Raw genomic sequence first — 23,114 nt, forward strand, 5'->3', positions numbered from 1 at the left:
ACAAAAAATCAATCAGAACGAAAAAGCAAAGCTTTATAATAGTTCCGCGACAATTCCGCCCCTTATTCATACGCATACGATTAAAAAAAGTTTCATAAAATAAAAAACAGTCCCAGCGGAACTGTTTTTTATTTTATGAAACTGACATTACTTTTGCTAAGTAAGCTGCACCGATCACACCGGCATCGTTGCCAAGCTGTGCTTTTTGAAGCGTAAGCACATCCATCGCCCGTGGGAACGTGAACTCTCTTACGTATTTCTCCAAAGGCTGCATAAGAGCCGCACCTGCTTCTGAAACGCCGCCGCCAATTACAATCTTAGCTGGGTTCAAGGTGTTAGCAATGTTTCCAACCGCAAGACCTAAATAAAAAGCACAGCGGTCAACCGCATATTGCGCTGCCGCATCTCCTGCCGCAGCTTGTTCGAATACTGTGCGTGCATCAGGCGCGTCTTTGCCTTGTTGTTTGTACAAATTAACAATTCCCGTTGCAGAAGCTACTGTTTCAAGACAGCCGCGCTTGCCGCAGTTACAAGGGAATCCATTCTCTGTTACAACCGTAATGTGGCCGATTTCTCCCGCCGCTCCATTTACCCCTGTAATAATCATTCCCTTTGACACAACGCCGCCGCCGACACCTGTGCCAAGTGTAATGCAAACTACGTCGCCTGCGCCTCCTCCTGCACCTTTCCACATTTCGCCAAGTGCAGCACAGTTTGCATCGTTTTCAATAAAAACAGGCAATTCAATCGCTTCTTCTAGAAGCTGTTTTAGAGGGTATCCATTCGGCCAGCCGATATTTACCGCACCAGAAATCGTCCCCAATACTGGATCGGCAGGACCCGGTGCCCCCACTCCTGCTGCGAGCACATCGGCAGTCGTTAATCCATCTGCTTCTAATTCTTTATAAAAAGAACGGGCAATATCTGCTACTATTCTACTTCCTTTGTCCGTACGGTCGGTTGGAATCGACCATTTTCGTATGATTTCTCCCTCTGTTGTTAAAAAAGCTAATTTAACCGTTGTGCCGCCAATATCAAAAGCAGCGAGCCGTTTCTCTGCCATATCATTTCCCCTGTTCTTTTTCTTTTTCAATTGCAATATGCTGTCGTAATATAAGCAGCGCCATTTGATATTCTTTTGGCTCTATCAGCTGAGACTGATACAGTTCTTTCAGTTCCAGCTCCATTAATTGTAAATCTGCTACACGATTGCCGATATAAACGAAAACACCGTATCTTTTCAGCAGCTGCTGTACATCAAAAATCGTTTCCATCTTTTCACCCTGCTTTTCACTCATTATTCAGCTTGCGAACTAAATCTTCATATGTTTGCTCATTAGGAGCGTATGCTGCGGCTTGTTCGGCTGCCTGCAGCGCTTCTTCTTGCCGTCCCTGGCTAGAATAAATAAGCGCCAGATTATAATGTGCTTCAGGAAAATTACTTCTTAACCGGACGGCTTGCTTAAAATGAGAGGCAGCCTCCTCCAAGCGCCCGTCCCCCGCTTCAATTACACCCAAATAAAAATACGTTTCGGCAGAAGGCTGGCCGCCTTTTTGAATAAAGTTCGACAAGATCTGTTCAGCTTCCTGCTTATTTCCGTCCTGAAGCTTGTCTGCGGCCTGAATATTCACAGACTGCGCGTCAAGAGCGGCATACCCGTGCTGGAACCCAAAGAACAAACCGGCTGCCACAAATGTCGAAGCTGCTGCCAAAAACAACAGCTGCTGCAGAATACGCCGCTTTTTCGGAAAATGAACAATGCCCGTTGCTAAAAAACCGCCGACAAGTCCGCCAATGTGTCCGGCATTGTCAATTCCGGGTACTGTAAATCCAAATGCCAGGTTGATTCCAATCACAACAAGGACATTCATGCCCATCGTCCGAAAAAACAACTTTGGCTTGGTTACCCCGAAATAAAGAAGGGCACCGAACAGCCCAAAAATAGCTCCACTCGCTCCCGCTGACAGATTAGGAGTCAGCAAAAAGCTGAGCAGGCTCCCTGTAAAGCCGGAAAACAAATAAATCCACAAAAATCTCAGCCGGCCATAAATTTGTTCAACCGCCGTTCCTAAATAGTACAAAGCCATTGAATTCATTAAAAGGTGCAGCAGTCCGATATGCAGAAAAACCGGTGTGATAAAACGCCACCATTCTCCCTCTAAAATAAGAGGATTGAATTTTGCGCCAAATTGTATAAGCACATCAGTCGCTGTGCTGCCTCCTGCGATCGTCATTAAAAAAAACATGATGACATTAACCGCGGTAAAAACATACGTGAAAAAAGGCTTTCCGTAGTAAAAAAACCGATTTTCTTCTTCTTTTCGTTTTACTTCATGGGATAAAACAGCACGCTCATAAGCAGCCGCTTCGTCTTCAGCCCCTTCAAAATCCCGCTGCTCCGGTACAGACTCCATAAACTGTTCCAGCTCTTGAAGCGGACCTCCCAGGTTTTCTTCAGTAAACAGCAGTACAGCTGTTTTTGTTTTTCCGCTTTGAACTGGTTTCATGAACTGCGAAAATTCGTCAACGGGCAGATGAGGAGACACCATTACATTGAGCATATTAAGCTTTCTCATCCCTCTTTGCTTTCGGAGGCGCTCACCGACCCAGGCCGTTTGTTCAATGTCACGTCCCAGAGAAGCTGCCCAGCCAAGATTTTGCTGAGAAAGTCTAATAATGGCCGCTTCTTTTACTGAACGATTTTCAAGCAGCATTTCTCTGCGATCCTGGCTCAGCCTTGTTAATGTATACTCCTGCTCTACGACAAAAAAATAAGCAAGACGCCAAAATATCAAATTTGTTTGCGTTGTCATTTCATCACTACTTTCGTCCATCCTGTTGATTCCACTATAACGGAACTCATTCAGACGGTAAAGAAAGAAGGACGTTTATGAGCAGAGGATTGTTTCACTATCCGTCAAAACTTTCTGAACAGGGATGTCATGCCCTTCAACGGGAATATCCGGCCGTAATTGAATGGAAAACGCTAATGAAATCGTTTGTCCTATGTATGAAGATAAAAAACGGTCGTAGTAGCCGCCGCCAAAGCCAACCCTGAACCCCTTCCGGTTAAAAAGCAGGCCGGGCACAATCATTAATTCGATCTCCTTCGCGTCAATCAATGTTGTGTTTTGAGGAATCGGTTCATACAACCCCGCATACGCCGTTTCAAGATCTTCAAACTTCTCCAATTGATAGAAATACATGGCTTTTGTATCCGGATGGCACTTTGGCACACAAATTTTTTTGCCGGCAAGCCACGCAGATCGAATAATCTGCCAGGTGTCTACTTCAAAATCCGCTGAAATCGTAACCGCAATTTTGTTTGATTCCTGCCATTCCGGAAGCGCATACAATCTTCTGGCAATTTGAAAGCTTTTTTGCTCATACACGGGCCGGCTCATTGCAGCAAGCTGCTGTTTTATCCCATCCCTCAGTATCTTTTTATCCATTGGTTCCTCCTAAAAGAAAAAACAGCAGGAAAGTCTCCTGCTGCTTACTTTGTTTCACGATGCACTGTTACTTTTTTCAATCGCGGGCTGTATTTTTTCAACTCGAGACGATCCGGGTTGTTACGTTTGTTTTTAGTTGTGATATAGTTACGGTCACCGCTCTCAGTGCAAGCTAATGTAATGTTTACACGCATGTTTTTCCCTCCAAACTTGTCTCGCTTATTTTCAAGTCGTTTGCGACTTTACTATAATAGCACCTTTTCATCAGAAATGCCAGCCTGTTTTTTCAACATTGGTGAATAACAATCGGACCGCTCTGCAAGTCCATCGTTTTCGTTCAGTATAGAAGCAGGAAATGTATTCGAAAGCGGGTAAACAGGCTGCAGACGGTTCGTAATTCCTGGTATTCCCCGCTTAAGCCGCTTCTCAGCCAGCTTGTATGCGGGATGGGTGCCAATGTCCTGCCAGTATGCATTTGTTTCATACACATAAACCGGCTCCTGATTGGCCAGAAGCATTGGAAATACATCCTGGGCGAAATCTGCTTTCCCATAAAGTGCGTAATCTTCAAACAAGGACGGTTCAACCAAATAAATTCCCGTGCTTACTTGATTCGTCCACAATTGCACGTTAGAAGGCTTTTCAAGAAAAGAAAGAAGCTTTCCGCTTTGATCTGTGAGGCAGACACCAAAATGCTCAGGGTGCTCTGCTCTCGCCGTAACAATGGTTACACGGGCTCCTTTTTCTTTGTGAAAATTATACGCCTGGCGAAGCGGTATATTGGTCAGTGCATCACCGCTTAAAACAGCGAGTGTTTCTTTAAATAACCCTTTGGAGGCAAATAAACTTCCGGCAGTACCCAGAGGCTCGCACTCTTCTATATATTGAATATCAAGTCCATTTTGATGGCCGAAACCTGCATGCTGCTGAATAACTTCCTTTTTATAACAAACCGTCATGATCACGCGGTAAATTTTATTTCTTTTAAAAACATTTAAATTGTAATCTAAAAGAGGTTTACCCAACAATGGGACCATTGGCTTTGGTATGTGGTCAGTTATCGGGCGCAGCCTTTTTCCACGCCCCCCAGCAAGCAGAATACCTATCATGTACGAACTCCCTCCATTTTTTTGATGAAAACGGTCTGATCGTAGATCTTTTCTGTTTGTGCGCTGATGTGTACCCAACTGTAAAGTTCTTTTGCCATTTCATGTCCATTCAAACCTAGTTCATTTGCATAACCGGGCTGATCCAAAACAGCCGCTATTTTCTTGGATAAGTCTTCGGCATTGCCTGGTTCGAACAAAAGCCCGGTTTGTTTATGTAAAACAAACGATTTTAACCCGCCTGTTGCAGCTGCGATTACAGGCTTTCGGAACGCCATGGCTTCCAGAGCCACAATACCGAACGGTTCGTACAGACTTGGAAATACAGCCGCTTTACAAGATTGAAACAAAGCCCTTCTTTCCTCATCACTCACATAGCCGACAAAATGAATCGTATCCTCAAGTCCGCGCTTTTTCACTTCTTCACGCCATGTTTCTAATAGAGGACCCTTACCCGCAATAATAAACTGAATGTTTTCTTTTTTCAAGTTTTTTAAGTTCATTTCAAAGAATGTTTGAAAACCTTTCTCAAACACCATACGGCCGATTGAAAAAATAAAGGGCTCCATAGAGCGAAACCTTGTCAGGCCTGATACGCTTTCTTCAAATTCCACACCATTCGGCACCACGTATATATCTTTCCCTGATCCCTCATAGTAAACCCGTAATTCTTCCTTCATCGGCTGGCTGCACACAATAACCGTATCGGAAGCTTCAATGAGCTTTTTCTCTTTTGACGCAATCGCATGCTGCAGCTCATTATGCAGCCCATTATTCCGTCCATGCTCGGTGGCATGAATAGTAGAGATGAGCGGCAGCTGCTTTTGTTCGGCAAGCAGAATTGCCGCGTCTCCTGTCAGCCAGTCGTGGGTATGAATAAGAGCAATGTCGTGCTTATGCATCAGCTCCATCGCTTTTTGAAAAAGACACAGATTCAAATCGGAGGTTTGCTTTAAAAAATCCTGCTCTCCTTTATGAAGCGGGCCGGATCGATAAATGTGAACGCCATTGACACATTCATATTCTGCTGATTCATGGTGGGAAGATGTCAAAACAATCACTTCACGTCCAGACGCAACAAGTGCTTCTGCAAGTCCATGAACATGCCGTGCCATTCCCCCGACAATGTTTGGCGGATACTCCCATGAAAGCAGCAGGACAGCTCCTTCCATTCTTTCTACGCCTCCAACAATCTGTTTGGATTGAAGCGTTACTCCATAATGAAGACGCATGCGCTGGTGTGCATAATCGAGGTCAGGAAACTCTTTATGGGCTCCATCTAATAAATAGCGCAAGGAATCAATAGCGCTTTTTAATTCCTCTTTTAAACCATAAACAGCCGCATAAATACAGTAAGCCCATTCCAGATCTAAAACACCTGCCGCTTCTGAAATAGCGAGGGCATACTTTTCGTCCCACTCTTCTTTTAAATGAATAATAGGATCACAACGATGAAGTTCTTCCGCCGTAATCAATGTATGTCCTTCATTCAAGTTTTCGTACACGAGTGGAAAATGAATCACACGCTTTGCAGAAGAACCATCAGACGAGGACACCTGCTTTTTTTGAATATATTCCCAATGCATGCAGGCGCTCTGCCCCGCTAAAGAAAAAAGCGTGACGCCTGTTGTTCCGCTTTCTTGATGATCCTTCCGATACGGAATCAGTTCAAGGCCGCGCGGAGACATCCACTGAACCCCTTCCTGTTCCCCCAAAGGAAAAGCATCATACGGAAGAAATACGAACTGACAGCCTTCCTGCAAAAGAAGTTCGTCTATACCAGGTGTATAAGCGCCACGCGGAAGCCATATGGATAAAGGCGGAGTGCCGAATAGTTCTTTCCATATAGCAGAAGTTCGTTTTAAGTCTTCCTTTGCTGCCCCTTTCAATGTATAAGCCGTCAAAGGGAACTGGCTGAGAGACACGGGCAGCAGCACAAGCTTTTGCTGTGTCATCAACTCTTTAAAAGCTTGAATAAAAGACCCGTTATGTGCGCGTAAAACCGCAGGCAGTACCCCGTCCGATTGAAGCTTCATAAAAGAAGCGACAGCCATCTTTCCTCGAGCTCCATTCATCCAGCCCAATGTAAATAAATTCACAACGCCTGTGACCGGCTTTCCAGGCTCCGTACGGCTTGCTGCTTCCAGCAGGGTTCCATATGCCTTCATCAGTGTGATGATTTCCTCGCTGTCTGCTGTCGACCCAGCCAGAGCAAGAGGCCGAAAGGGATGATTAACCATCATAATATTTGAAAAAGAATATTTCATTTTCCCTTACCTCCTTCAGCTAGTATCGGTTTATTGCAAGCAATCTGGATGTTCGATCCAGGCTGGCTCGTTGAAAGTATGTTGATAAAACGCTTCCGCTTCTCCTGCTTTAAGTATATAGTCTGTACTGCGCTCGTATGAAGTATGAACCGGATGTGATTGCAGAATCGGCCAAAAAGAATAGTTTTTTGTTAAATAGCCGATTTCACAAAGGTAAGAACGATTGCTCTTTAACCCTTTTAGTATCCAGAAGCCATCCTCCTTGTTTACTTTTACACATGTCATGGAGTGAGCGTTCGTTCCATTAAAATAAATATCTGTTACGTCAAAAATACGAAGATCCAGTACATCAGGATTTAACGGAGCTTCACAATAGAAAGCCGCCCTTAATAAAAAAGGATCGAGATGCCATTTGCAATAAATTCGTTCTTTCGACAACAATACAGTATGAAGACTATTTTGTACGTTCCGCTTTGCTTTTTCTGTTAGTCCATACTGCCACTCTTGTTTTGCCTGCTGCTTTGGAATAGATAATGTTGCTGCAATTTGTTCCCAAGAGAAATTCTCATTTTTCAGCCTTACAATCTCCTCAATCAATATGTATCACCTCGATCCGGCAGTTTTCCTAATCAAAATATCATTATATCATTATGGTATCACGTTCAATAGCAGGCGGCAATTGCCCAACGCACCCCTTCCTGCGGATACAATGTGGTACAATATGGACAAAGAAAACGAAAGGAGATTTCATATGAATGAACTAACCATCGGATTGGCCTGCGCCGGTTCTTTTTTTATTTTGCTGTCCTTTTTTCTGCCCGATAAACAGCGGCAGCTGGAAAAAGAAATTGAGGAATTATCCATGAAAATGTTACAGGAGCACTATCAATTTAACAAAAAATTAAAAGTGCTTGAGGAAGAGCTGCTCATTGGAGAAACACCTGCAGTACATACCAAAAAGCCGGCTGCTGCTGTAAATAAAATTATTCAAAGCCAGGTGATTGCCCTTTATCAGCAAGGCACACCTATTGCCCAAATTGCTGCACAATCCTCTCTTTCAACCGAGCAGGTAAAGAGCATTTTGGATGAAAACATGCAGACGGAGAGTTCATCGATATGAGGAAACAGCCTATTCGCGCTTTCGGCTTCGGTCTTCTTGCGGCTTCAGCAGCCCTGTATATTTCTGATCAAACAGCGCCCGAGCGCCCTATTGAACTATCAGCACAACAAATGATTCAACGGCTGGAGGCAGAGAATTATGTCGTTCAAAAAAAAGAAAACGAACAGACAGAAAAACAGCTTGATTCTGCCCATAAAGAAACGACAGCCCCCAAAACGGCTGTTCAATCCGTTACAGTTATAATTGAATCCGGCATGTCTTCTAATGAAATTGCGGCCAAACTAAAAGAATCCGGCATCATCCAGGACCAGGCAGCTTTTAATCAATTTTTAACAGCCAATGGATACGCAAATAAGCTGCAAACAGGGTCGTTTGTTTTAAAAAAGGACATGACAGAAAAAGAAGTGGCTGATGCACTAACAAAATAAACAGCATAACAAAAAAGCCGGCGCTAAAGCGCCGGCTTTTCTTTTTTATCCGAAGCGTCCTGAAATATAATCGTCTGTACGACTATCTGCAGGATTGTTAAAAATGGTATCCGTAGAATCAAACTCCACAACTTCTCCATTTAAGAAGAAAGCTGTTTTATCAGAGATACGGGCAGCTTGCTGCATATTGTGTGTCACGATAATGATGGAGTATTTTTCTTTTAGTTCTTGAATAAGTTCTTCTACTTTTAGAGTTGAAACCGGGTCTAATGCAGAAGTTGGCTCATCCATTAAAATCACATCCGGCTCAAGAGCCAGGCAGCGCGCAATACAAAGACGCTGCTGCTGTCCACCTGACAAACCATAAGCAGGTTCGTGGATGCGGTCTTTTACTTCATCCCAAAGAGCTGCTCCACGCAAGCTCTTTTCCACTGTTTCAGTAATGATTTGCTTGTTTTTAATACCGTGAATTTTCAAGCCGAATGCAATATTTTCATAAATAGATTTCGGGAACGGATTTGGCTTTTGGAATACCATGCCGACACGTGTCCGCAATTCTTCTACAAGAAAATCTTTGCTGAAAATGTCCCGGTTGCGATATTCAATCTGCCCCGTTGTTTTTACACCTGGCACAAGATCGATCATGCGGTTTAATGTTTTAATGTATGTTGATTTTCCACAGCCTGATGGACCAATAATTGCTGTGACTTCCCGCTCTTTAATACCTAAATTGATGTTTTTAAGAGCATGGTGCTCTCCATACCATAAGTTTAAATTTTTAGTGTTATATACGAACAGTTCCTCGTTTTGAACAGACTGATTGTTTTTCGTTGTATTTACAGCAGTTAACGCCATTTTACATTCCCTCCAAGTTTTCAATCGCGATTTCCCAAGGTTTATTATCTTGCCTGATAACGGTTGCGGATCCAAACTGCAACAGAATTCATTAAAATAAGCACGGCCAGCAGGATGATAATACCCGCAGCTGCAAGGTTATGGAAGTCAACTTGCGGACGGCTTGTCCAGTTGTAAATTTGCATTGGAAGTGCTGTAAATGAATCCAAGTAGCCAGATGGCAGAAACGCAACGAATGTTGGAATGCCGACAACAATAAGCGGAGCCGTTTCACCAATAGCACGTGAAAAAGCTAAGATGCTTCCTGTTGCAATACCCGGTATCGCATACGGAAGAACTACTCGGTAGATCGTCTGCCACTTTGTTGCACCAAGACCAAATGATGCTTCCTTAAGTTCCTTTGGAACAGCGCGTATCGCTTCCTGGGCTGCTACGATGACAACCGGAAGAACAAGCAGAGCCATTGTAAAGCCTGCAGCTAAAATACTATTTCCAAAGCCAAACACACGAACGAAAATAGTTAAGCCAAGAAGACCGAATACAACAGAAGGCACACCCGCTAAATTTGAAATATTCATTTGAATCCAGCGAGTTAACTTGTTTTTCTTTGCGTACTCTTCCAGGTAAATCGCTGTACCGACTCCCAAAATAGCGGCTGTTGGAATAACCACACTCATCATCCAAAGCGTACCAATAACAGCTGCTTTAATTCCCGCCTGCTCAGGACGGCGCGACGCGAAATTCTGGAAAAAGTCCCATGTTAAATAAGGAGCACCTTGTGAAATGATACGGTAGAGCAGCACAATTAAAATAATGGACGTAAAAATCGTTGCCGTCAAGAAAATTCCTTTGACGACTTTATTTTTTGCTAAGCGGCCGTCAATACGGCTTACCATTTCTTCTGATTTAACCCGTGCAGTGTTTTCCATTAGTATTCCTCCCTGAAACGCTTCGAGATGAATTGAGCTAGTATATTCATCAGAAGGGTGAAAATAAACAATGTAAAGCCGACAGAATAAATACTGTAATAAATCGTCGTGCCAAATCCTGCATCACCAGTCGTAACCTGTACAATGTAGGATGTCATTGTTTGTAGGGATGTTGTTAAATCCAAGGATGCAGATGGCGTTGATCCTGCTGCAATGGATACAATCATCGTTTCCCCGATAGCGCGGGAGACACCAAGCACAATCGATGCAAGAATACCGGAAAGAGCTGCCGGGAAAATAACTTTTGATGCGGTTTCCCATTTTGTCGACCCGAGTGCAAGCGCACCTTGGCGAACAGATTCTGGAACCGAAGAAAGAGCATCTTCAGACAGGGAAACAATCGTTGGAATAATCATGATTCCGACTACGATTCCCGGGCTGATCGCATTAAACATTTCAAGCGAAGGGAAAATACCGCGTAAAACCGGAGTAATAAATGTTAAGGCAAAAAAGCCGTAAACAATCGTTGGAACACCTGCAAGCACTTCAAGAATTGGCTTCATAATTTTACGTGTGCGCGCACTTGCATATTCACTTAAATACAAGGCTACTGCAAGCCCGATTGGGATAGCAAATAATGAAGCAATTATTGTTATTTTTAATGTGCCCAATACAAGCGGCCAAATACCGTAAACAGGATCCGTTCCTGAGAATGGATACCACTCTTTAGCTGTAAAAAATTCAACGATCGAAACATCACCGAAGAAAGTGATCGTTTCAAAAATCAGTGTTAAAACGATTCCGAGTGTAGTTAACACTGAAACGGCAGCCATAAGAAACAAAACCACCGGAATAATTTTTTCACTTCTGTTCAAAAAGCCGCTATTATATTTTTTTTCAAGCAGCTGTTGAACAGGACTGAGTTCTTTGTTTGTTGTTTTCAACCCAATCTTGCTCCTTTCAACCCATGTACACCAATAGAGGGCTCTGCCCTCTATTGGTGTATTTTTCTTTATCCGCTTTTTTTAATCCAGTGACAATTATTTTAAGCCTTCAATTGTTTCAAGCTGCTTTGTGTACTCCTCTTCAGGAAGAGCTACATATCCTACATCTTCTGCAAGAGCTGCTGCATTTTCAAGTGTAAATTGTGTATAAGCTTTTACTGCTTCTTCTTCTTTAACAGCCGAGTTGCTTACATATGTGTACAATGGACGTGAAAGTGGCTCATATTCGCCGCTCTTAATTGTTTCAGTGTCTGGTGTAACGGCTTTTCCTTCTCCATTTACAATTGGTACCACTTTCAAGTTGTCTTTGTTTTCAAGGTAGTATGCATAACCAAAGTAACCAATTGAATTTTTGTCTCCTGTTACACCTTGTACAAGAACGTTATCATCTTCAGAAAGTGTAGCGGACTTGTCGATTTGACCTCCGTCAAGAATTACTTCATCGAAATAATCAAATGTTCCGGAATCTGTACCTGGAGAGTAGAATTTAATTTCTTCAGCCGGCCAGCCTTCACGAATATCAGACCATTTTTTTGTTTTGCCATTATCAAGCCATAACTTTTTCAGTTCGTCTATTGTTAATTGGTCTACCCACTCATTTTCTTTGTTAACGACTACAGATAGTCCATCATAAGCAAGTTGAAGTTCTGTGTAATCAATACCCGCATCTTTAAGGCCTTGTGCTTCTTCATCCTTAATCGGGCGAGATGCATTACTCATTTGTGTTTCGCCAGCGATAAACTTTTCAAATCCGCCGCCTGTACCAGACAATCCGACTGTTACTTTTACATCCGGCTGTTCAAGCATAAACTCCTCTGCTACTGCTTCAGCAATCGGATAAACTGTTGATGAACCATCGATTGAGATTTGGCCTTGAAGCTGTGCATCCTGTCCTTCTTCGCCATTTCCTCCTGCTCCATTATCAGCATTGTTATTGCCGCATGCACCCATTACAAGCGCTGATCCTACTAGTGCTGATAGTGTGAGAACTTTAACTGGTTTCATTCTTGATTTCCCCCTGCGAGTTTGTTTTTTTGTTATCTGCTACATTGAATACAATAAAGGATGAGTATTAATAAGGTTTTAATGAAATGTTAAGGTTTTGTAAATCGAAGACGATTTTAAGAAATAAATGTTGATTTTTATCACTGAAAGCGATTACTATAAAAAATAATTATTTTTAAAATTTTCTGACATCCCTTCTTGTCGTTTTTATACATTCGTTAAACCCATCAAAACAGGTATAATCTTTTCAACAAAAAACAGCCTTTCCGTTAAAGTAAGCGGAAAGGCTGTTTTTTATTCGTCTTCAGATTCCTCTGTTTCAGATTCGTCTGCATCAGATGTTTCTGTGCCTGTTTTTGGCACAATATCCTGATCAATCACGGCCTGGGCTGGTTTCTCACTGGCTCTTTGTTCTTTCAGCTCAAAATACTTATCCATTGCCCGACGTCCGATATAATGGTTGATCGGAATCGAACTTGAGCTGTCCTCATATGCCCACGGAACGACAACGGCCATCGCTACTTCCGGGTTGTCATAAGGAGCGTATCCAACAAGGGTCACATTCCAGGTCATTTGGTTTTTATTTTTTTCTTTTAAAGGACCGTCATATACACCTTCAGCTGTTCCTGTTTTGGCTGCCATTTTATACGGGGCATCCCCAAAATAGCTTGCCGCTGTTCCTTCGGATCCCTGAACAACAAGGCGGAAGCCTTCCTGCACTTGTTCGATCCATCCAGGTTCAAGCTCCAGCGTATTTAATACATTAGGCTCAATTTCTTCCGCGATCGGACCAATTTTATTGGTTGAAGAAATCGGCTCCCTGATTTCTTTTACAATTTGCGGCTGCATGCGGTAGCCGCCGTTTGCAATAGTAGATACGTACTGTGCAAGCTGAAGCGGCGTATACGTATCAAACTGGCCAATGGAGAAGTCCAGAAGCTTACCAGGCTGGTCAACAAATCCTTTATAGCCGGCCTGTTCATTCGGCAAATCAATGCCGGTTTTGACACCGAGCCCAAATTGGCCGAAATATTTCCGCATGGTCGGAAAAGCCTCATCATTGATATCCAAGCCGCCGTTTCGTACGTAATGGGAACCGCCAATTTCCATAGCGGTTTTAAACATGTATACATTGGAAGAACGCATCAGTGCATAGGTATCACTAATACTCATAGCGCCACTTCTGTTAAACCACGAACTTTTTGATTTGGCCGAGCTGCCAAAATAAAGCGGCTCATCAACGATGCGTTCACCTGGTTCATTGACCCCGGTCATGTATCCTGTTAAAACAGTCGCTCCTTTTACAGCCGAGCCCATTGCATAAGATGTGGTCATGTTACCGAGCGCAAAATCGACAATTTTCGGTTTCCCATCAGAAGTCGTGTATTGTTTCCCTGCCATGGCAAGAATTTCACCCGTGTTTGGATCCATCATGGTAACGAATGCCCGGTCTAAAAATGGATGATAACTTGATTTTGCTTTTGTCAGCTCTTCTTCAATGATCTTTTCTACAGCTGTTTGAAGATCCATATCAATGGTTAAAACAAGATCATTTCCACGCTGGCCTTCGGTAATGATTTCCGAATCAAGCACATTTCCTGATTTATCGGTCACATTTTTCATCTTTGTTTTCTGACCGCGCAAAATATCTTCATACTGATATTCCAGATAACTTTTCCCTACCCGGTCGTTACGGCTGTAACCACGTGCCAGATAGTAGTCCGCCATTTCCCTTGGCAGTCCTTCTTTAGAAGAAGAAATATTGCCAAGCACCGTTTTTAACGTACCATCGTATGCATACGCACGTTCCCAGTCGGTGGTCGTATTCACACCTGGCAGTGATGATAAGTTCTCACTCACTACAGCGTATTCTACATCTGTCACGTTTTCATTTTTAACAATTTGCGGGGTTTGCGCATAACCGGCTGTAAACTCTCTGTAAATGGCTAATACTTCAAGTTCTGCCGCGGTCAGCTCACTTAAATCTGTTTCTGTAATCCGATCCAGCTGCATGTCATAAATTTCATCTTCTGTAAGCTTGTCCTCTTTGTAAGCAGCCCATTCTGCATCGGTAATTTTCGCCTCTACTTTTTTCGGGTGTTTCGTGATCCAAAAATCTTTTTTATCACGCTCCGTCACTTGATCCGTCTCTTTTTCAATTAACTGGGCAAGCTTTTCTGCTGTTTTCATCATTTCTTCTGGATTCGCATTGGAAGAACGTGTATACGTAATTGCATTTTGCGGCTTGTTATCTACTACGACTTTCCCGTACCGGTCATAAATTTTCCCGCGCGGCACGCTTGTGTTCACTGTTACATCTTCTGTCCGCTCAATTTTGCGCTGATAATCTTCTCCCTGTACAATTTGGACAATACCAAGCCGGAATATCAGAGCCGAAAACAATAGGAAAACCACAAAAAACAGCATGTTCATCCGAAACGGTACATGCGTTTTTTTCTTCTTATTCGCTTTTTTCAACCGCCTAACCCTTTCTTCGTTTCATTTACTCTATTATTCATTGTATCGAAATCAACGGGTTTTTTCCACCAAAAAACCGGCCCGATAATCGGACCGGCTTTTATGAGTACTTATATTAAAGAGCTGCTTCGTAGCGTTTTGAAACTTCATCCCAATTTACTACATTCCAGAATGCAGCTATGTAATCTGGGCGACGGTTTTGGTAATTTAAGTAGTACGCATGCTCCCAAACGTCAAGGCCAAGGATTGGTGTTTTGCCTTCCATAATTGGAGAGTCCTGGTTTGGTGTGCTTGAAAGGTCAAGTTGGCCATTTGCAACAGAAAGCCATGCCCAGCCTGAACCGAAGCGTGTAGCTCCCGCTTTTGCAAATTCTTCTTTGAACGCGTCAAAGCTTCCGAATTTTGCATCGATTGCTTCCGCAAGCTTTCCAGTTGGCGCGCCGCCGCCGTTTGGCGAAAGAAGCTGCCAGAAAAGAGAATGGTTTGCATGGCCGCCGCCGTTGTTGCGAACCGCAGTACGTGCAGATTCAGGAACTGCATCTAAGTTTGCAATCACTTCTTCTACTGATTTAGAAAGAAGCTCTTCATTTCCTTCTAGGGCTGCGTTTAAGTTTGTAACGTACGTGTTGTGATGTTTTGTGTGATGGATGTTCATCGTTTCTTTATCGATGTGGGGTTCTAGTGCGTCATACGCATAAGGTAGCTGTGGTAATTCAAAAGCCATTGTTTAATTCCTCCCAAAATAAAGTGATTTACCTAACATAACTAAGATTAACAAAATTGTGAACACGGCGCAATGATTATGCCCATAACAAAAAGCAAAGTGAAGGCCGATCAAACCAACACTCAACATGCTTCTTCCCACGCCTCTAAAAAGCCGTTAAACAAGGCCTTTCAACGGATTACTTTCGTGCCAATAACAGCCTTATGCTCATACATAAAATAAAGCCGCCATAACGGCGGCTTATTACTTATAAATCACGAGTGCCTAAAACAGCTTCTGCTACATTTACAGCATGGTCACCCATACGTTCTAAGTTTGAGATCATATCTACAAAAGCGACGCCTGCCTGTCCTGTGCATTTTCTTTCATTTAAACGCAGAATATGCTGTTTCCGAAGTTTCCGTTCCATCTTATCAATTAATTCTTCCTGCTCTGCTACTTGGCGTGCAAGAGCCAAGTCGTTAGCATCCAAGGCACGAATTGCTTTTGAAACAGTTTCTGTAGTCAGTTCAAACATTTCATTAAGATCTGCTGCCGCCTATCCTGAAATAACTACTTTATTGGCTTGTTGATATTCCACCAACTCGCATATATTTTCTGCATGGTCCCCGATTCTTTCGATATCACGAACAGCATCTAATAAACTGGAATGCCGCTCTGAATCTGTAGAACTCAATTGCTTTGCGCCGACTTGCACAAGATAATCAGTAATTTTTTGATCAAGGTTATTAATCGCTTGCTCAATTTGCTCTGCATTTGAAGCATGCTTTTGCTGTCTCGTTTTTAATATTCGTGTGTTTCTTCCATGCCTTTAACTGCAAAGTTCCCCATACGAACAACTTCTTCTTTCGCCTGGCTTAACGCGATCGAGGAAGATTATTCAATAAAAATCGGATCTAAATGCTTCGGCTTGTATTCAATAATTGCATCATCACCAGGAATAAGCTTTGTTACAATCGCTGCAAGCACTGCCACAAATGGTAATTGAATGATCGTATTGGTTACGTTAAAGGTCCCGTGTGCAAAGGCAATCGTCATTTCCGGATTGAGCCCTAAAGATTGCTGCAAATAACTAATCAAAGCTGTATACAGCGGCAAGATAACCAAGAAGATTATCGTACCAATAATATTAAATAGCACATGGGTTGCAGCAGCTCGTCTAGCCGCAATAGATGCACCAACTGAAGCAAGTACCGCTGTAATTGTTGTCCCGATGTTATCTCCAAACAAAACAGGAAGAGCTGCATCCAGATTAAGAAGCCCTTCAGCAAAAAGGCCTTGGAGAATACCAATTGTGGCACTAGAACTTTGAACAAGCACCGTAAACAACGTGCCGATAACAACACCTAAAACAGGGTTCGACGCCATGCTAACCGTTAAATCGTGGAATCCTTCAAGACTGCGAAGCGGCTTCATTCCTCCGCTCATCAGCTCCAAGCCATAGAAAAGCGCACCAAACCCAAAAATAATCCGGCCCACATTGTTTGTTTTTTTGCTTTTGAAAAAGAAAATGAGTATGGATCCAAGAGCAATAATTGGAAGCGCATATTCACCAATATCAATACCAATGATAAATGCTGTCACAGTCGTGCCGATATTAGCACCCATAATTACTCCTATCGCTTGTTTAAGCGTCATAAAACCAGCACTGACCAGCCCAACCGTAATTACCGTGGTGCCAGAACTACTTTGGATTAAAATTGTTACTAAAATTCCGGCTAAAACGCCCATTAAGGGGTTTGTGGTAAATCGGTCTAAAATATCGCGAAGGCGGTCGCCGGCCGAAGCCTGGAGTCCATCCCCCATTTGCTTAATACCGTATAAAAATATACCTAAACCTCCAAAAAATCGAAAAAGAATTTCTTGGATATTAATTTCCATTTATTCAGCTCCACTCAGATGTTTTTATATTATAAAAGTAAAGCCTCTACCTTAAAAATTTACATTTGATTAAAAAAACTCCCCTATTGTTACAATAACATTACAAACAATAACCGTTATAACTAAATATGATAGATTCCTAAGTCTTCCTTCTATATAATAAATGGTAATTTCGTATAGAAAGGATTCCGCTCACATGTCATTATTCAAAAGATTTAGTAAAAGTTTATACTCTCCGAAATATATTGCATCTTTTCGATTTGAAAGCATCGGTAAAACAATCACCTATATATTTTTTCTTTCATTTATCATGTTCCTACCGGCTTTTTGGCCATCTTTCGTTTATATATTTACAAATGCCGACTGGGCAGCAGATAAAGTAAAAGAGCTTTTTCCTTTCATAGCCACTCACCGGAATCAGCCGGTAAATGAGGCCATTTTTTTGCTCACTGTACTTTTTTTCTATTATCTCTTTCTTTCATTTACATTATTCCTAAAAACAACGTCGTTTGCTTTAATTGCTTTAATACTTGTCTTATTCTTAAAAAAGCGCGGCGAATACCGCCATCTATTTAGGATGGCCGCTTACTCTTTGACTTTACCGCTTTGTGTAATGGCAGCAGCTGATATAAGCAACCTAACCTTCTTACACACTTATTGGTTTGATTGGCTGCTTGTTCTTACTATGGTTCTTTTTTCTGCACGCTATCTTCCTCCCGCAATGCAGTGAACGGAATTGTTGTCTGAACAGCCGTTCCTCTGATAGAATGAAACAGATATGATAGTCAGATTAACTTTTAAAGGAGCGAATCACCATTGAGTGAAATCACCCACCGCACGAAAACCCGTCCAGTGAAAGTTGGCAATTTAACGATTGGCGGAAACGACCAGGTTGTTATTCAAAGTATGACCACAACAAAAACACACGACGTTGAAGCAACAGTTGCTGAAATAAACCGCCTTGAAGAAGCGGGCTGCCAAATTGTACGCGTTGCCGTTCCGGACGAGCGCGCTGCAGATGCGCTTGCGGCGATCAAGAGCCAAATTAACATTCCGCTCGTTGCTGATATTCATTTTGATTATAAATTAGCACTCAAGGCGATTGAAGCAGGTGTTGATAAAATCCGTATCAACCCGGGCAACATTGGACGCCGTGAGAAAGTGGAAGCTGTTGTAAACGCAGCAAAAGCGAAAGGTGTGCCCATTCGAATTGGCGTTAACGCTGGAAGCTTAGAGCGCAAAATTCTTGAAAAGTACGGCTATCCGACAGCAGAAGGCATGGTTGAAAGTGCTCTTCATCACATTAAAATTTTAGAAGATCTTGATTTCCATGACATCATTGTTTCCATGAAAGCATCGGATGTAAACTTAGCCATTGAAGCATATGAAAAAGCAGCAAAAGCATTTGATTACCCGCTGCACCTGGGGATCACGGAATCCGGCACTCTTTTTGCAGGAACTGTAAAAAGTGCTGCGGGCCTTGGTGCCATCTTAAGCAAAGGAATCGGGAACACGCTTCGTATCTCACTAAGTGCCGACCCGGTTGAAGAAGTGAAAGTAGCACGCGAACTGCTGAAATCATTTGGCCTGGCCGCCAATGCCGCTACACTTATTTCGTGTCCAACATGCGGCCGAATTGAAATCGACTTGATTTCGATTGCAAATGAAGTAGAAGAATATATTTCCAAGATTAAAGCACCTATTAAAGTAGCGGTACTTGGCTGTGCAGTAAATGGTCCAGGTGAGGCACGCGAAGCGGACATCGGTATTGCTGGCGCCCGCGGTGAAGGCCTCCTGTTCCGCCACGGTAAAACAGTTCGCAAAGTACCGGAAGAAACAATGGTTGAAGAATTGAAAAAAGAGATCGATTTGATTGCGGAAGAGTATCACCGGAAACAAGCGCTTGCGGTCGAGCAGTGATTGCAATGTCACAAAAACGGTTCGGTATAGATATTGACGGTACAGTCACTTGTCCAGCAAGCCTCGTTCCTTTTATTAACGAAGCTTTCTCGCTTAATATTACTCTTGAGGATATCAAACAGTATGATTTATCGGCTGCTTTGAACATTTCGCCAGACAAAATGCGGGATTGGTTTGATCAAACAGAGCCTGCTATTTATGCCGCTTCCCCTTTGGCGGAGGGAGCGGACAGCATTTTAGCGAAATGGCAGAAACAGTTTCACCTGCTTTTTATAAGCGCAAGACGCCAGCATCTTTTTGATGTCACTGAGCAGTGGTTTCAAGATAAGCAAATTTATTATGATCATATTGAATTAATCGGCTCTCACGATAAAGTGGAAGCAGCAAAACGGCACAAGGTGGATATTTTCTTTGAAGATAAACACGACAATGCCGTTACGCTGGCGGAAGAGCTGCACATTCCCGTTGTTTTATTTAACACACCTTATAATCAAGATCCCGTTCCTGATCGTGTCGTTCGCGTGAATAATTGGCATGAAGCGGATTTATGGGTGCAACAGTGGCTTGAGCAAGGCGAAATCCGCCCACTTATACACACATAAAAAAGCGTGACCAAAAGAATTTCTTTTGGTCACGCTTTTTTCATGCATTTTTCACACTTGCCGTATACTTCAAACTTGTGTCCAGTGATCTCGCAGCCTGCGAGCTCCCTCACTTCGTTCATGGGACACATATCTATTTCTTTTGTTTTTCCGCATTCCATGCAAATAAAGTGGTGATGGTGATGATTATGAGAACAGGCAAAGCGGAAATGGCGCTCGCCCGACAGCTCGGTTTCTTCCAATATATTCATTTCAGCAAAAAGAGCCAAATTCCGGTAAATCGTATCAAAACTCAGGCCCGGATAGTCATGCTTCATTTCTTCGAGAACATCTTTTGCCGTTAAGTATTTATCCTGTCTTGCAAACAGTGCCAGCATTTCCTCCCGCTTTCCTGTCTGCTTATAGCCTTTTTCTTTCATGATTTCCATCGCTTTTGTTAAATTCATGATGGACCCCTCTTTACTAGTTTTTCTCTTTTTTCCACAAAATGACGCCTAACAAAATAATAATAGACGTTACAACAATCGTACCGCCCGGTGCCAGGTCAAGATAAAAAGCACTGATTAAGCCGGCAATCACGGAAACTTCTCCAAATAAAACAGACAGCCAGATGGTTTGCTTAAATCCTTTCGCAATCCGCATAGCAGCCGCAACAGGAAGTGTCATTAAAGCCGACACAAGCAAAACACCGACGATTCTCATTGAAACGGCAATCACAAGAGCTGTTAAAATAATAAATGCGAGATGTACGGCCTTAGATGGGATACCTGAGGCTTTTGCATACTCTTCATCGAACGATAAAACAAACAATTCCTTATACAGTAAGTACACTGTAACGAGAACAATGATGCTGATTCCAATAACAGCATATAAATCATTTCGGCTCACCGCGCTGACACTGCCGAATAAATAGCTGAACAAATCTGTATTAAACCCGTTTGCAATGGAAATCAGAATAACGCCAAGTCCAATTCCTCCGGACATCATAATCGGGATGGCCAGCTCTTGATAATGTTTATATACGTTTCGCAGCCGTTCCACCAGCAGGGAGCCCCCAACGGAAAATACCATTCCAAAATAAAGCGGGTTTATGGCGGAAAGCGCAGGAAAGGTTTGTCCAAGAAGCAGGCCTGCCGCAATGCCTGACAGTGTAACGTGGCTTAGCGCATCTGCAATGAGAGACAAACGGCGTACTACTATGAATGCGCCGAGCAACGGCGCGATAATACCAATAATCGCACCGGATAAAAACGCATTCTGCAAAAACTCATAGGTGAAAATAGCTTCTATCATAATGGTCTTCCCTTCAGTGATCGTGATGATGATCAAGCAGGCGGATGCCGTGTCCATATAAATCGGACAGTTCTTGCTCATCCAGTTCTACAAATTGCTGCATACTGCCGTGAAAATGCAGATACTTATTTAAGCAGGCTACATGTGTCACTTTGTCGGTAATGGCGCCAATGTCATGCGTGACAAGCAGCAGCGTCATCCCCAGGTCTTGATTCAAATGCGTCAGCATATGGTAAAATGATTCGACATTTTGGCTGTCTACCCCAACCGTTGGCTCGTCCAAAATTAAAACAGATGGATTGGATACGATAGCCCGGGCAATGAATACACGCTGCTGCTGGCCGCCGGATAAATCACCGATATTGCGTGTTAAAAAAGACTCCATTCCAACAGCGCGAACAGCCTGTTCTACCGCTTCCTTTTCTTTAGAGCCCGGACGACGGAACAATCCTATTTTTTTAACGAGTCCGCCCATGACGACTTCAAAAACAGTTGCCGGAAAACCGGTATTAAAAGAATTCGCTTTTTGCGAAACAAAACCGATCCGGTCCCATTCCTTAAATTTATCTTGCGGGACACCAAAAAGTTCTACGTGCCCCTCTTTGGCTTTTAATAAGCCTAATATAATTTTTAATAATGTTGATTTCCCAGATCCGTTTGGGCCAACCAGGCCGACGAAGGAACCTTTTGGAATCGACAGATTGATCCGCTCGAGAACATTTTCGCGGTCATAACGAAAGTTCACGTCGCGTATATCAATGACAGGCGGTTTTTCCTTCATATATAGAACTCCTTTAAGGTAAGAATGATTACGATTTAAACACTATCCAGTATACAGGATGGCCGCTCTCAAGTAAATGAAGTGACCTTAGGAAAGGAGCCCGGTATGCAGCCTCTTCATCAAATGATCAATCGCCGTGTTCAAACCATCACAAAAGCTGAACTGATGGAGCAAGCAAGAAAATTCCAAGTTTCCTTGACCGAAAAGCAGGCGGATCAGTTTATCGACTGGCTCGCCCGCCACGAAGTTGATTTGTTTTCCGAAACAAAAAGGACCGAGCTTTTTCAAGCAGCTGAAAGGATTCTCGGCAAACGAGAAGCCGCAGCGCTTGAAAAAATGCTCCGTCCATATATGCACTTCCTTAAGTTATAACGCCTGCTACAATTTTTTCCCTTATGCCTTCATCAAATTGCTTGCCTCGAAGCATGGCAATCTCCTGAAGGTATGGGGGTTTTTTTGTATTTTTATCTTCTCCTATATAAGGTGTTTCCAAGATTTTAGGAATATCGGTCAACTGAGGATGATGCACGATATAAGACAGCGCATCAAAGCCAATATAGCCAAAGCCGATATTTTCGTGCCGGTCTTTACCGGCGCCGCACTCATTTTTGCTGTCATTGATGTGCAGCACTTTAAGGCGGTCCACACCGATCATTCGATCAAATTGATCTAAAACTCCGTCAAAGTCCTCTCGAATTGGATAACCCGCATCATGTGTATGGCACGTATCAAAGCAGACCGATAATTTATCGTTATGATGGACCATATCCATAATCATCGCGATTTCTTCAAATTGGCGGCCGCATTCCGTTCCTTTTCCAGCCATCGTCTCCAGCGCAATTTGCACGGACTGGTTTTGCTGAAGCACTTCGTTCAAACCTTCCGCAATTTTTTTCAGCCCTGCTTCGGTTCCAGCTCCAACATGGGCGCCTGGATGAAGCACAATCTGGCTCGCACCAATTGCTGTTGACCGTTCGATTTCCATATGAAGAAAATCTACTCCCAGCTCGAATGTTTCCGGCTTGATGGTATTGCCAAGATTAATGATATAAGGAGCATGAACGACAATTTCACTGATGCCGTTTTGCTCCATATGGCGGCACCCGGCCTCGATATTCAAGTCCTCAATCGGCTTTCGGCGTGTGTTCTGAGGGGCGCCTGTATACACCATAAAGGTAGATGCGCCGTAAGAAATAGCTTCTTCACTAGCACCAAGCAGCATTTTTTTACCGCTCATCGAAACATGTGATCCAATTTTTAACATCCTT

General features: G+C 43.0%; 24 protein-coding genes and 1 pseudogene. 6 read left to right on the forward strand and 19 right to left on the reverse strand.

Translation table 11 applies throughout. From position 1 onward, the window contains the following. Nucleotides 1-133 precede the first annotated feature (133 nt). Genes RG959_RS01980 through RG959_RS02015 form a run of 8 tightly spaced genes read right to left on the reverse strand, consistent with a single transcriptional unit; the run spans nt 134 to nt 7,423 of the window. Complete coding sequence (locus RG959_RS01980) at nt 134-1,063, reverse strand: ROK family glucokinase (protein ID WP_342795743.1); 930 nt, start codon at nt 1,061-1,063, stop codon at nt 134-136. A 1-nt stretch (nt 1,064) separates the two neighbouring features. Next, complete coding sequence (locus RG959_RS01985) at nt 1,065-1,274, reverse strand: YqgQ family protein (RefSeq protein WP_342795744.1); 210 nt, start codon at nt 1,272-1,274, stop codon at nt 1,065-1,067. 16 nt (nt 1,275-1,290) lie between these two features. Further along, the gene (locus tag RG959_RS01990) at nt 1,291-2,835 is read right to left on the reverse strand and encodes a rhomboid family intramembrane serine protease (RefSeq protein WP_342795745.1); all 1,545 of its coding nucleotides are present in this window, start codon (nt 2,833-2,835) and stop codon (nt 1,291-1,293) included. 54 nt (nt 2,836-2,889) lie between these two features. After that, on the reverse strand, nt 2,890-3,453 hold the full coding sequence (locus RG959_RS01995; RefSeq protein WP_342795746.1) for a 5-formyltetrahydrofolate cyclo-ligase: 564 nt from the start codon (nt 3,451-3,453) through the stop codon (nt 2,890-2,892). 44 nt (nt 3,454-3,497) lie between these two features. Beyond that, entirely contained in the window at nt 3,498-3,647 is a 150-nt protein-coding gene (gene rpmG, locus RG959_RS02000) for a 50S ribosomal protein L33 (RefSeq protein ID WP_045850975.1), read from the reverse strand. Nucleotides 3,648-3,698: 51 nt separating this feature from the next. Beyond that, entirely contained in the window at nt 3,699-4,562 is an 864-nt protein-coding gene (locus RG959_RS02005) for a nucleotidyltransferase family protein (protein ID WP_342795747.1), read from the reverse strand. After that, complete coding sequence (locus RG959_RS02010; RefSeq protein ID WP_342795748.1) at nt 4,559-6,826, reverse strand: glycosyltransferase; 2,268 nt, start codon at nt 6,824-6,826, stop codon at nt 4,559-4,561. The genes RG959_RS02005 and RG959_RS02010 overlap by 4 nt, the downstream gene beginning before the upstream one ends. A gap of 30 nt (nt 6,827-6,856) precedes the next feature. Then, on the reverse strand, nt 6,857-7,423 hold the full coding sequence (locus tag RG959_RS02015) for a DUF4912 domain-containing protein (RefSeq protein WP_342795749.1): 567 nt from the start codon (nt 7,421-7,423) through the stop codon (nt 6,857-6,859). 154 nt (nt 7,424-7,577) lie between these two features. Between RG959_RS02015 and RG959_RS02020 the strand changes: the two genes are divergently transcribed. Then, nucleotides 7,578-7,946 carry a helix-turn-helix domain-containing protein gene (locus tag RG959_RS02020; protein ID WP_342795750.1) on the forward strand — a complete coding sequence of 123 codons (369 nt, stop codon included), beginning with the start codon at nt 7,578-7,580 and terminating at the stop codon, nt 7,944-7,946. After that, nucleotides 7,943-8,374 carry an endolytic transglycosylase MltG gene (locus tag RG959_RS02025; RefSeq protein ID WP_342795751.1) on the forward strand — a complete coding sequence of 144 codons (432 nt, stop codon included), beginning with the start codon at nt 7,943-7,945 and terminating at the stop codon, nt 8,372-8,374. Before RG959_RS02020 ends, RG959_RS02025 begins: the two co-directional genes overlap by 4 nt. 45 nt (nt 8,375-8,419) lie before the next feature. On the opposite strand, the gene pstB is transcribed toward RG959_RS02025, so the two are convergent. The 7 genes and pseudogenes from pstB to RG959_RS02060 form a co-directional block, all read right to left on the reverse strand. Next, entirely contained in the window at nt 8,420-9,229 is an 810-nt protein-coding gene (gene pstB, locus RG959_RS02030; protein WP_251271041.1) for a phosphate ABC transporter ATP-binding protein PstB, read from the reverse strand. 44 nt (nt 9,230-9,273) lie between these two features. Continuing rightward, nucleotides 9,274-10,158, reverse strand: coding sequence for a phosphate ABC transporter permease PstA (gene pstA / locus RG959_RS02035; RefSeq protein WP_242233449.1), 885 nt, complete (start codon nt 10,156-10,158; stop codon nt 9,274-9,276). Next, nucleotides 10,158-11,102, reverse strand: a complete 945-nt coding sequence (gene pstC, locus RG959_RS02040; protein ID WP_251271042.1) for a phosphate ABC transporter permease subunit PstC — start codon at nt 11,100-11,102, stop codon at nt 10,158-10,160. Before pstC ends, pstA begins: the two co-directional genes overlap by 1 nt. 96 nt (nt 11,103-11,198) lie before the next feature. Further along, nucleotides 11,199-12,167, reverse strand: coding sequence for a PstS family phosphate ABC transporter substrate-binding protein (locus RG959_RS02045; RefSeq protein WP_342795752.1), 969 nt, complete (start codon nt 12,165-12,167; stop codon nt 11,199-11,201). 294 nt (nt 12,168-12,461) lie between these two features. Continuing rightward, on the reverse strand, nt 12,462-14,600 hold the full coding sequence (locus RG959_RS02050; protein WP_342795965.1) for a peptidoglycan D,D-transpeptidase FtsI family protein: 2,139 nt from the start codon (nt 14,598-14,600) through the stop codon (nt 12,462-12,464). 160 nt (nt 14,601-14,760) lie between these two features. After that, on the reverse strand, nt 14,761-15,369 hold the full coding sequence (locus RG959_RS02055) for a superoxide dismutase (protein WP_242233446.1): 609 nt from the start codon (nt 15,367-15,369) through the stop codon (nt 14,761-14,763). Between the two features lie 247 nt (nt 15,370-15,616). Then, a pseudogene (locus tag RG959_RS02060) lies at nt 15,617-17,250 on the reverse strand (Na/Pi cotransporter family protein). 196 nt (nt 17,251-17,446) lie between these two features. On the opposite strand from RG959_RS02060, the gene RG959_RS02065 reads away from it, so the two are divergent. The 3 genes from RG959_RS02065 (at nt 17,447) to RG959_RS02075 (ending at nt 19,772) form a co-directional block, all read left to right on the forward strand. Beyond that, entirely contained in the window at nt 17,447-17,980 is a 534-nt protein-coding gene (locus RG959_RS02065) for a DUF1189 family protein (protein WP_342795753.1), read from the forward strand. 95 nt (nt 17,981-18,075) lie between these two features. Then, a complete protein-coding gene (gene ispG / locus RG959_RS02070) occupies nt 18,076-19,170 on the forward strand; it encodes a flavodoxin-dependent (E)-4-hydroxy-3-methylbut-2-enyl-diphosphate synthase (protein ID WP_342795966.1) in 1,095 nt (364 codons plus the stop codon). A gap of 5 nt (nt 19,171-19,175) precedes the next feature. Next, nucleotides 19,176-19,772, forward strand: a complete 597-nt coding sequence (locus tag RG959_RS02075; RefSeq protein WP_342795754.1) for a hypothetical protein — start codon at nt 19,176-19,178, stop codon at nt 19,770-19,772. Between the two features lie 29 nt (nt 19,773-19,801). Here the strand turns inward: RG959_RS02075 and RG959_RS02080 are convergent, their stop codons facing one another. The 3 genes from RG959_RS02080 to RG959_RS02090 are packed head-to-tail and all read right to left on the reverse strand — an operon-like array spanning nt 19,802 to nt 21,846. Next, complete coding sequence (locus RG959_RS02080; protein WP_242233443.1) at nt 19,802-20,218, reverse strand: Fur family transcriptional regulator; 417 nt, start codon at nt 20,216-20,218, stop codon at nt 19,802-19,804. Between the two features lie 16 nt (nt 20,219-20,234). Beyond that, nucleotides 20,235-21,065 (reverse strand): metal ABC transporter permease, encoded by an 831-nt coding sequence (locus RG959_RS02085; protein WP_342795755.1) that lies wholly within the window; start codon nt 21,063-21,065, stop codon nt 20,235-20,237. Between the two features lie 13 nt (nt 21,066-21,078). After that, nucleotides 21,079-21,846 (reverse strand): metal ABC transporter ATP-binding protein, encoded by a 768-nt coding sequence (locus RG959_RS02090; RefSeq protein ID WP_342795756.1) that lies wholly within the window; start codon nt 21,844-21,846, stop codon nt 21,079-21,081. A 105-nt stretch (nt 21,847-21,951) separates the two neighbouring features. On the opposite strand from RG959_RS02090, the gene RG959_RS02095 reads away from it, so the two are divergent. Continuing rightward, nucleotides 21,952-22,218: a DUF2624 family protein gene (locus tag RG959_RS02095; RefSeq protein WP_315695125.1), complete on the forward strand. Its 267-nt coding sequence runs from the start codon at nt 21,952-21,954 to the stop codon at nt 22,216-22,218. Here the strand turns inward: RG959_RS02095 and RG959_RS02100 are convergent. Continuing rightward, nucleotides 22,208-23,110 carry a deoxyribonuclease IV gene (locus RG959_RS02100; protein ID WP_342795757.1) on the reverse strand — a complete coding sequence of 301 codons (903 nt, stop codon included), beginning with the start codon at nt 23,108-23,110 and terminating at the stop codon, nt 22,208-22,210. The genes RG959_RS02095 and RG959_RS02100 overlap by 11 nt on opposite strands. Nucleotides 23,111-23,114: the final 4 nt, after the last annotated feature.

Origin of the sequence: Domibacillus sp. 8LH (assembly GCF_038806185.1) — a bacterium.
GTDB classification, from domain to species: domain Bacteria; phylum Bacillota; class Bacilli; order Bacillales; family Domibacillaceae; genus Domibacillus; species Domibacillus indicus_A.